This window comes from Actinomadura sp. NPDC048032, from assembly GCF_040653175.1.
Classification (GTDB): domain Bacteria; phylum Actinomycetota; class Actinomycetes; order Streptosporangiales; family Streptosporangiaceae; genus Spirillospora; species Spirillospora verrucosospora.
Genome location: NZ_JBEZJP010000041.1, coordinates 23404 through 32303 on the forward strand (window position 1 = coordinate 23404; position 8900 = coordinate 32303).

Annotated in this window: 10 protein-coding genes and 1 pseudogene; 10 read left to right on the forward strand and 1 reads right to left on the reverse strand. The window is 72.5% G+C overall.

What is annotated here, in order from left to right; all coding sequences use genetic code 11:
* Nucleotides 1-13 precede the first annotated feature (13 nt).
* The 8 genes from AB0C69_RS08685 to AB0C69_RS08720 are packed head-to-tail and all read left to right on the forward strand — an operon-like array spanning nt 14 to nt 6628.
* Complete coding sequence (locus tag AB0C69_RS08685) at nt 14-820, forward strand: metalloregulator ArsR/SmtB family transcription factor (RefSeq protein ID WP_360351528.1); 807 nt, start codon at nt 14-16, stop codon at nt 818-820.
* Nucleotides 817-2229 carry a Fe-S cluster assembly protein SufB gene (gene sufB / locus AB0C69_RS08690; RefSeq protein ID WP_345181055.1) on the forward strand — a complete coding sequence of 471 codons (1413 nt, stop codon included), beginning with the start codon at nt 817-819 and terminating at the stop codon, nt 2227-2229. The genes AB0C69_RS08685 and sufB overlap by 4 nt, the downstream gene beginning before the upstream one ends.
* Complete coding sequence (sufD, locus tag AB0C69_RS08695; protein ID WP_353833767.1) at nt 2229-3365, forward strand: Fe-S cluster assembly protein SufD; 1137 nt, start codon at nt 2229-2231, stop codon at nt 3363-3365. The genes sufB and sufD overlap by 1 nt, the downstream gene beginning before the upstream one ends.
* A complete protein-coding gene (locus tag AB0C69_RS08700) occupies nt 3362-3679 on the forward strand; it encodes a non-heme iron oxygenase ferredoxin subunit (protein WP_345181060.1) in 318 nt (105 codons plus the stop codon). The genes sufD and AB0C69_RS08700 overlap by 4 nt, the downstream gene beginning before the upstream one ends.
* A 26-nt stretch (nt 3680-3705) precedes the next feature.
* Nucleotides 3706-4470: a Fe-S cluster assembly ATPase SufC gene (gene sufC, locus AB0C69_RS08705; protein WP_179835235.1), complete on the forward strand. Its 765-nt coding sequence runs from the start codon at nt 3706-3708 to the stop codon at nt 4468-4470.
* Nucleotides 4467-5741 (forward strand): cysteine desulfurase, encoded by a 1275-nt coding sequence (locus AB0C69_RS08710; protein ID WP_345181067.1) that lies wholly within the window; start codon nt 4467-4469, stop codon nt 5739-5741. The genes sufC and AB0C69_RS08710 overlap by 4 nt, the downstream gene beginning before the upstream one ends.
* Nucleotides 5742-5795: 54 nt before the next feature.
* Nucleotides 5796-6254 (forward strand): Fe-S cluster assembly sulfur transfer protein SufU, encoded by a 459-nt coding sequence (gene sufU, locus AB0C69_RS08715; RefSeq protein WP_345181070.1) that lies wholly within the window; start codon nt 5796-5798, stop codon nt 6252-6254.
* Nucleotides 6251-6628: a metal-sulfur cluster assembly factor gene (locus AB0C69_RS08720; RefSeq protein WP_345181073.1), complete on the forward strand. Its 378-nt coding sequence runs from the start codon at nt 6251-6253 to the stop codon at nt 6626-6628. Before sufU ends, AB0C69_RS08720 begins: the two co-directional genes overlap by 4 nt.
* A gap of 43 nt (nt 6629-6671) precedes the next feature.
* Here the strand turns inward: AB0C69_RS08720 and AB0C69_RS08725 are convergent, their stop codons facing one another.
* Nucleotides 6672-7226 (reverse strand): hypothetical protein, encoded by a 555-nt coding sequence (locus tag AB0C69_RS08725; RefSeq protein WP_360351516.1) that lies wholly within the window; start codon nt 7224-7226, stop codon nt 6672-6674.
* Between the two features lie 157 nt (nt 7227-7383).
* On the opposite strand from AB0C69_RS08725, the gene AB0C69_RS08730 reads away from it, so the two are divergent.
* Both AB0C69_RS08730 and AB0C69_RS08735 read left to right on the forward strand, forming a co-directional pair.
* The gene (locus AB0C69_RS08730; protein ID WP_360351519.1) at nt 7384-8580 is read left to right on the forward strand and encodes a histidine kinase; all 1197 of its coding nucleotides are present in this window, start codon (nt 7384-7386) and stop codon (nt 8578-8580) included.
* A 17-nt stretch (nt 8581-8597) separates the two neighbouring features.
* Nucleotides 8598-8810 (forward strand): annotated as a pseudogene (locus tag AB0C69_RS08735) (response regulator); the annotation flags it as partial.
* Nucleotides 8811-8900 lie beyond the last annotated feature (90 nt).

Sequence of the window (8900 nt, forward strand, 5' to 3'; positions counted from 1 at the left end):
CGGGGGCGCCGCCGTGCGCCCCGTAGGCGTGCCGTCCGGCCAGCCCGAGCGCGACACCCGCGCCCGGGTGGCCAGGCTGATCCTCGAACACGGCCCGGTCACCGCGTCCACGCTGGGGGAGCGCGTCGGCCTCACGCCGGCGGCGATCCGGCGGCACCTGGACGCGCTGCTGGCCGAGGGCATGATCGAGATTCGCCAGGCGCGGGTGCCGCAGTCCCGGCGCGGCCGGGGCCGTCCGGCCAAGTGGTTCGCCATCACCGACGCCGGGCGCAGCGCCTTCGTGCACGCCTACGACGACCTGGCCACCAGCGCTCTGCGGTTCCTCGCCGAGACGGCCGGCGACCACGCGGTCGCCGAGTTCGCCCGGCGGCAGATCGCCGACCTGGAGCGCCGGTACCGGCCCGTCGTGCAGGACGCGCCGCCCCACCAGCGGGTCCGCACGCTCGCCGAGGCCCTGTCGGGGGACGGCTACGCGGCCGCCGCCGCCAAGGCGCCCCAGCCGGGCGGCGGCGAGCAGTTGTGCCAGCACCACTGCCCGGTCGCGCACGTCGCCGCGGAGTTCCCGCAGCTGTGCGAGGCCGAGACCGAGGCGTTCAGCCGGCTGCTGGGCACTCCCGTGCAGCGGCTCGCCACGATCGCGCACGGCGACGGCATCTGCACCACCCACGTCAGTTCCCGCTCGCTCTGCGGGACCGGCGACACCGGCGAGGGCGGCGCCCGCGCCGCGCACGCCGCCCCTGGCGGGGACACGGCGGACGCGGGGGCGTCCGCCGGCACGCATCTGACCAGTGACGAGGAGTCCGGAGGGACCTCCCTATGACTACGGCAGCCCACCCGGAGCTCGAAGGGCTCGACAGGTACAAGTTCGGCTGGGCCGACTCGGACGCCGCCGGCGCCTCGGCGCGGCGCGGTCTGAACGAGGACGTCGTCCGCGACATCTCGGCCAAGAAGAACGAGCCTGAGTGGATGCTCGACCTGCGCCTCAAGGGGCTGCGGCTGTTCCGCAAGAAGCCGATGCCCACCTGGGGCTCGGACCTGACGGGCATCGACTTCGAGAACATCAAGTACTTCGTGCGCTCGACCGAGCAGCAGGCCACGTCCTGGGAGGAGCTTCCCGAGGACATCAAGAACACCTACGACAAGCTCGGCATCCCCGAGGCGGAGAAGCAGCGCCTCATCGCCGGCGTCGCCGCCCAGTACGAGTCGGAGGTCGTCTACCACAAGATCCGCGAGGACCTTGAGGAGAAGGGTGTCATCTTCGTCGACACCGACACCGGCCTGCGCGAGCACCCGGAGATCTTCCAGGAGTACTTCGGCTCGGTGATCCCGGTCGGCGACAACAAGTTCGCCGCGCTCAACACCGCCGTGTGGTCGGGCGGCTCGTTCATCTACGTCCCGCCGGGCGTGCACGTGGAGATCCCGCTCCAGGCCTACTTCCGGATCAACACCGAGAACATGGGCCAGTTCGAGCGGACGCTGATCATCGCGGACGAGGGCTCCTACGTGCACTACGTCGAGGGCTGCACCGCTCCGATCTACAAGTCCGACTCGCTGCACTCGGCCGTCGTGGAGATCGTCGTGAAGAAGGACGCCCGCGTCCGCTACACGACGATCCAGAACTGGTCCAACAACGTCTACAACCTGGTGACCAAGCGCGCCGTCGCCTACGAGGGCGCCACCATGGAGTGGGTCGACGGCAACATCGGCTCCAAGGTCACCATGAAGTACCCGGCGATCTACCTGCTCGGCGAGCACGCCAAGGGCGAGACCCTGTCGATCGCCTTCGCGGGCGAGGACCAGCACCAGGACGCCGGCGCGAAGATGGTGCACGCCGCGCCGAACACCTCCAGCAGCATCATCTCCAAGTCGGTGGCGCGCGGCGGAGGCCGCACGTCCTACCGCGGGCTGGTGCAGATCCAGGAGGGCGCCGAGCACAGCAAGTCCACGGTCAAGTGCGACGCGCTGCTGGTCGACCAGATCAGCCGGTCCGACACCTACCCCTACGTCGACGTCCGCGAGGACGACGTGGAGATGGGCCACGAGGCGACCGTCTCCAAGGTGTCCGAGCAGCAGCTGTTCTACCTGATGAGCCGCGGCCTCACCGAGGACGAGGCGATGGCGATGATCGTGCGCGGCTTCGTCGAGCCGATCGCGCGCGAGCTGCCGATGGAGTACGCCCTGGAGCTGAACCGGCTCATCGAGCTGCAGATGGAAGGAGCCGTCGGCTGATGGGGCTCGAGCAGAAGCCTCTCTCGACGCTGCACGAGAAGGCGTCCTACGACGTCGCCGACTTCGACGTGCCCACGGGGCGCGAGGAGGAGTGGCGGTTCACCCCGCTGCGCCGCCTGCGCGGCCTGCACAACGGCACGGCCGAGGAGGGCGGCAAGGTCCTGGTGGAGGTCGAGGCGGCGCCGGAGGTGACCGTCGAGACGGTCGGCCGCGACGACGAGCGCCTCGGCAGGGCCTACGTCCCCACCGACCGGGTCAGCGCCCAGGCGTGGACCTCCTTCGCCCAGGCCACGGTCGTGACCGTCCCGAAGGAGACCGCGGCCTCCGTGCCGACCGTGCTGCGGCTGCGCGGCGAGGACGCCTCGGCCGCCGCCTACGGGCACATCACGATCGTCCTGGAGCCGTTCGCCGAGGCCACCGTCGTGCTGGCGCACCGGGGGTCGGCGACCTACGCCGACAACGTCGAGTTCGTCGTCGGCGACGGCGCCCGGCTGTCGGTGATCAGCCTCCAGGACTGGGCCGACGACGGCGTCCACGTCTCCCACCAGCACGCCCGGCTCGGCCGCGACGCCCGGTTCCTCTCGCACAACGTCTCGCTCGGCGGCGACGTGGTGCGGATCTCCCCGTCCGTCGCCTACGAGGGGCCCGGCGGCGACGCGGAGCTGTACGGGGTGTACTTCGTCGACGGCGGCCAGCACCTGGAGCACCGCCTCCTGGTCGACCACGCCGTCCCGCACTGCCGCAGCCGCGTCGACTACCGCGGCGCCCTGCAGGACCGGGACGCGCACGCCGTCTGGATCGGCGACGTGATCATCCGCGCGGAGGCGGAGGGCACCGACACCTACGAGCTGAACCGCAACCTCGTCCTCACCGACGGGACGCGGGTCGACTCCGTGCCGAACCTGGAGATCCTCACCGGCGAGGTCGCCGGCGCGGGGCACGCCTCGGCTTCCGGCCGGCTGGACGACGAGCACCTGTTCTACCTCCAGGCGCGGGGCATCTCCTTCGACGATGCGCGCCGCATGGTGGTCCGGGGGTTCCTCGGCCAGCTCGTGGAACGCATCGAGGTCGCCGAGGTGCGCGAGAAGGTGCGCGAGGCGATCGAGGCGGAACTGGACCGGGGAGCGGCCAGGTGACCTACGTGAAGGTGTGCGCGCTGGACGAGGTCCCCGCCGACGGCGCGCTCGGCGTCGAGGTCGACGGCACGCCCGTCGTCGTCGCGCGGAGCGGTGCCGACGTGTTCGCTCTGAACGACATCTGCTCGCACGCCGAGGTCTCGCTCTCCGAGGGCGAGGTCTACAACGGCACCATCGAGTGCTGGCTGCACGGATCCTGCTTCGACCTGCGCAGCGGCAAGCCCACCAACCCGCCGGCCACGCAGCCGGTCGCCACCTACAAGGTCAGGGTCGAGGACGGCGAGGTCTACGTCTCGCTCGCCGGCGACGACTGACCGCACGACGAAGGACTACACGCACTATGGCCACGCTTGAGATCCGCGACCTCCACGTCTCCGTCGGCGACGGCTCCGACGGCGCGAAGGAGATCCTGCGCGGGGTCGACCTGACCGTGAAGGCCGGCGAGACCCACGCCATCATGGGGCCGAACGGCTCCGGCAAGTCCACCCTGGCCTACGCGGTCGCCGGCCACCCGAAGTACGAGGTGACGTCCGGCTCCGTCACGCTCGACGGCGAGGACGTCCTGGCCATGTCGGTCGACGAGCGCGCCCGCGCCGGGCTGTTCCTGGCGATGCAGTACCCGGTCGAGGTGCCCGGCGTCTCGGTGTCCAACTTCCTGCGCTCGGCCGTCACCGCCGTGCGCGGCGAGGCCCCGAAGCTGCGCGAGTTCTCCAAGGAGATGAAGGCCGCGATGGACGCCCTGTCCATCGACCCGGCGTTCGCGCAGCGCAGCCTGAACGAGGGCTTCTCCGGCGGCGAGAAGAAGCGGCACGAGATCCTCCAGCTGGAGATGCTGAAGCCGAAGGTCGCCGTGCTGGACGAGACCGACTCCGGCCTCGACGTCGACGCTCTGAAGGTCGTCTCCGAGGGCGTCAACCGGTTCGCCTCCGGCGACACCGGCGTCCTGCTCATCACGCACTACACGCGCATCCTGCGCTACGTGAAGCCCGACTTCGTGCACGTGTTCGCCGCCGGCCGCGTCGTCGCCGAGGGCGGGCCCGAGCTGGCCGACGAGCTGGAGAACGAGGGCTACGAGAAGTACGTGAAGGCGGGCGCGTCCCTATGAGCGGAACAGGGAGCCTTCTGCCCGAGGAGCTGAAGAAGGACTTCCCGCTGCTGCAGCGCACGGTCCGCGGCGGGCGCCCGCTGGTGTACCTCGACTCGGGGGCGACGTCGCAGAAGCCCCTCCGGGTGCTGGACGCCGAGCGGGAGTTCTACGAGCGGCACAACGCGGCGCCGCACCGCGGGGCCCACCTGCTCGCCGAGGAGGCGACGGAGGCCTACGAGAACGCCCGCGCCTCGATCGCCAGGTTCGTCGGCGCCGCGCCCTCCGAGATCGTGTTCACGAAGAACGCCACCGAGGGCATCAATCTGGTCGCCTACGCGATGAGCAACGCGGCCACCGCCGGCCCGGAGGCCGAGCGGTTCGCCGTCGGCCCCGGCGACGAGATCGTGGTCTCGGAGATGGAGCACCACGCCAACCTCGTCCCGTGGCAGCAGCTGTGCCGGCGGACGGGCGCGACCCTGCGCTGGTTCGGCATCACCGACGAGGGCCGCCTCGACCTGGACGACCTCGACGGCATCGTCAACGAGCGCACGAAGATCGTCGCGCTGACGCACCAGTCGAACGTCCTCGGGACCGTTCCGCCGATCGAGCGGATCGTGGAGCGCGCCCACGCCGTCGGCGCGCTCGTCCTGCTGGACGCCGCGCAGTCGGTGCCGCACCAGCCCGTGGACGTGGCCCGGCTCGGCGCCGACTTCCTGGTGTTCTCCGGGCACAAGATGCTCGGCCCGACCGGCATCGGCGTGCTGTGGGGGCGCGGCGAGCTGCTCGCGGCCATGCCGCCGTTCATCACCGGCGGCTCCATGATCGAGGTCGTCCACATGGAGGAGACCACGTTCATGCCGCCGCCGCAGCGGTTCGAGGCGGGCGTGCCGATGACCGCGCAGGCGGTCGGGCTGGGCGTGGCCTGCGACTACCTCGCCGATCTCGGCATGGACCGCGTGCACGCCCACGAGGAGGCCCTGGTCGGCTACTCGCTGGAGCGGCTCGGCGAGATCTCCGGCGTCCGCGTCATCGGCCCCGGCACCACCGAGGCCCGCGGCGGCGCCGTCTCGTTCACCGTCGACGGCATCCACCCGCACGACGTCGGGCAGGTCCTGGACGAGCTGGGCGTCGAGGTCCGCGTCGGCCACCACTGCGCGTGGCCGATCTGCCGCCGCTTCGGCATCCCGGCGACCACCCGCGCGACGTTCTACCTCTACAACACCCTCGGCGACGTGGACGCGCTCGCCGACGGGGTAAGGCAGGCGCAGAAGTTCTTCGGCACCGCCTGAGGAACACGCCCTGCCACGCCCGGGTTGTAGCGAGAAAGGCTTGGAAAGGACGCCATGCAGCTGGAGGCGATGTACCAGGAGGTCATCCTGGACCACTACCGCAACCCCCTGCACAAGGGGCTGCGGGAGCCGTTCGAGGGGGAGGCGCACCACGTCAACCCCACGTGCGGCGACGAGGTGACGCTGCGCGTCCACCTGGAGGGCGAGGGTCAGGACGCCACGGTCGCCGACGTGTCCTACGACGCCATGGGCTGCTCGATCAGCCAGGCCAGCGCATCGGTGATGTCCGACCTGCTGATCGGCAAGTCCGTCAAGGAGGGGATGGCGGTCGGCGAGGAGTTCCTGGCGCTGATGCAGTCCCGCGGCCAGGACGTCGCGCCCGACGAGGACGTCCTGGAGGACGCCGTCGCCTTCGCCGGGGTCTCGAAGTACCCCGCCCGGATCAAATGCGCCCTGCTCGCCTGGATGGCGTGGAAGGACGCGACCGCCCGCGCACTCGGAGAGGCATCATGACCGACACGCCCGCGACCGACACGCCCGCCCAGGAGGCGCCCGACGCCGAGGCTCCCGCGACCGCCGCCTCCCCCCAGGAGGAGGAGATCCTGGAGGCCCTCAAGGACGTCGTCGACCCCGAGCTCGGCATCAACGTGGTCGACCTCGGCCTGGTGTACGGCGTCGACCTGACCGACGAGGTCGCGACCCTGGACATGACGCTCACCAGCGCCGCCTGCCCGCTCACCGACGTGATCGAGGACCAGGCCCACAGCGCGCTGGAGGGCCTGGCCAAGGACGTCAAGATCAACTGGGTCTGGCTCCCGCCGTGGGGCCCCGACAAGATCACCGACGAGGGCCGCGACCAGCTCCGCGCCCTCGGCTTCAACGTCTGACCCGCGCCGCGCCCTGAGGCCGCGTCCCGCCCGGGACGCGGCCTCACGCGTCCCGGGCGGCGCCGTCCCGCGGCCTGGGCGGCCAGAGGGTGGTCGTGACGGGCCACAGGGCCCAGACCGCCAGGACGAACCCGAGGCGGCCCAGCCAGGCGTCCAGGGCCCGCGTGCGGTCGGCGTCGCCGACCAGGGCGATCATCGCCAGGAGCAGGGCGCAGGCGATGGCCGTGGCGAGCGCGGCCTTGCCGAACTCGCGCCACTCGTGGCGGACCCGCGCCGCCCCGTACCTCGGACCGCGGGTGGGCGGCGGGCCGCCGGCGAAGCGGTGGGCGAAGCGCTCGTCCGCCCACCGGACCATACTGTGGCCGAACGCGACCGAGTAGCCGAGGTAGGCGGCCGACAGCCCGTGGGCGCCGCCGGCGGTCGCGCCGCCGCGCAGGTCGACCGCCGTGGCGGCCAGCAGAACCAGATCCACCAGCGGGACGCTCAGCAGGAGCACCGCTCCGGTGCGGCGCAGGCGCAGCGCGTAGCGGGCGAGGAGGCCCGCGGCGAGGAGCACCCAGAAGCCGATCTCGCATCCGGCGATCACCGCTAGCAGCACGTGGAATCCCTTCTCGACGGCCGGGATTCCCATCGTCCGCCCCGGGGCGAGGGCGAATCGTCGTCTGCGATGAGGTTCCGCGGGTCGTCCGAAGGATGTACGCGCGCTCCTCACCCGGACGGACGAGACACCCCGGGCGGGATGCTGAGATGGACCCGTGCACAGGCTCCGACGTCTCACCACCCGCCAGGACGCGCTGCTGGCCGCCGCCGCGCTCGCGGGCGGCCTGGTGGTGCTGGCGGCGCACGGGCACACCGTGTGGTCCGACGGCTGGGACCCTTCGTTCCGGCTGCGCCTCGTCCCGCTGGTCGGGCTGTGCGCGACGATGCTCCTGCGGCGGACGGCCCCGCTCACGGGCCTGCTCCTGGCGACGCCGTTCAACGTCGCCGACGTCGCGTTCGGGCCGAGCCTCGCCACCGCGATGATCTACGGGGACGCGCTGTACGCGGCGAGCCTGTACGGCCGGCGCCGGACGGCGGAGTGGCTGCTCGGGGCGACGCTCGCGGGGAGCGCGGCGGTGGCGGTCGCCGCGGCGGCGGCGGTGCGCGGCGTCGCGGTCGGCGTGCTCGGCGCGTCGGTCGCCGGGGTGGTGTGGGTGACGCCGGTGCTGACCGCGATGGCGGTGCGCGAGCACCGGTCCCGCGCCGAGGCCGAGCGGGCGCGGGCCGAGGCCGAGCGGGAGCGCGCCGAGCAGGTGGCGCGGCTGGCCGAGCTGGACCGGCGGGCCGCCGTGACCGCCGAGCGCGCCCGGATGGCCCGCGAGCTGCACGACGTGATCGCCAACCATCTGAGCGCGGTGGCGCTGCACTCCTCGGCCGTGCTGAAGGTGCGGGGCCTGGACCGGGAGGGGGTGGACCGGGCGATGGAGGTCATCCGGGAGAACAGCGTCCAGGGGCTCGCCGAGATGCGGCGGATGATCGGGCTGCTGCGCGAGGGCGACGGCGCGGATCCGGCGGCCCGGCCGCGGCTGGCGGAGCTCGACCGGCTCGTCCGGCACACCGCGCGGTCCGACCTGTCGGCGCGGCTGGAGGTCGCCGGGGAGCCGCCGGAGCTGCCGGCGGCGGTGGAGCTGGCCGCCTACCGGATCGTCCAGGAGTCGCTGACGAACGCGCTGAAGCACGCCGGGTCGGGGCGCGCCGACGTGCGGGTGGAGTACACGGGCGGCCACGTGGTGATCGACGTGCTGAGCCCGCTCGGCCGGGACGGCTCCCGGCTGCCCGGCACCGGCAGCGGGCTGGTCGGGATGCGCGAGCGCGCCGTGATGCTGGCCGGGAGGTTCGCCGCCGGGCCGGACGGCGGCCGCTGGCGGGTGCACGCCGAGCTGCCCCTCGACTCGCTGGGCGGGGCGGCGTGAGCGCCGGCCGGGACGGCGTGATCGACGTGCTGGTCGCCGACGACCAGGCGGCGGTGCGGGCGGGGCTGGTGCTGATCCTCGGGGCCGCGCCGGACGTGCGGGTGGTCGGCGAGGCCGCCGACGGGGCGCGGGCCGTGGAGCTGGCCGAGGAGCTGCGGCCCGACGTGGTGCTCATGGACGTCCGCATGCCCCGCCTGGACGGCGTCGCCGCCACCCGGCGGATCGCCGGGTTCACGTTGAGCTTCCACTTTCGCGCCAGCGTTGAGACGAGCTGCTCGTCACCCGTCGGCGCCGAGTAGGTCAGCCCGCCGGACAGCGTC

Excerpts from the sequence above, each read along its gene's own strand:
- sufB (WP_345181055.1), top strand. The coding sequence starts at position 817 with ATGACTACGGCAGCCCACCCGGAGCTCGAAGGGCTCGACAGGTACAAG.
- sufD (WP_353833767.1), top strand. The coding sequence starts at position 2,229 with ATGGGGCTCGAGCAGAAGCCTCTCTCGACGCTGCACGAGAAGGCGTCC.
- AB0C69_RS08720 (WP_345181073.1), top strand. The coding sequence starts at position 6,251 with ATGACCGACACGCCCGCGACCGACACGCCCGCCCAGGAGGCGCCCGAC.
- sufC (WP_179835235.1), top strand. The coding sequence starts at position 3,706 with ATGGCCACGCTTGAGATCCGCGACCTCCACGTCTCCGTCGGCGACGGC.
- sufU (WP_345181070.1), top strand. The coding sequence starts at position 5,796 with ATGCAGCTGGAGGCGATGTACCAGGAGGTCATCCTGGACCACTACCGC.
- AB0C69_RS08710 (WP_345181067.1), top strand. The coding sequence starts at position 4,467 with ATGAGCGGAACAGGGAGCCTTCTGCCCGAGGAGCTGAAGAAGGACTTC.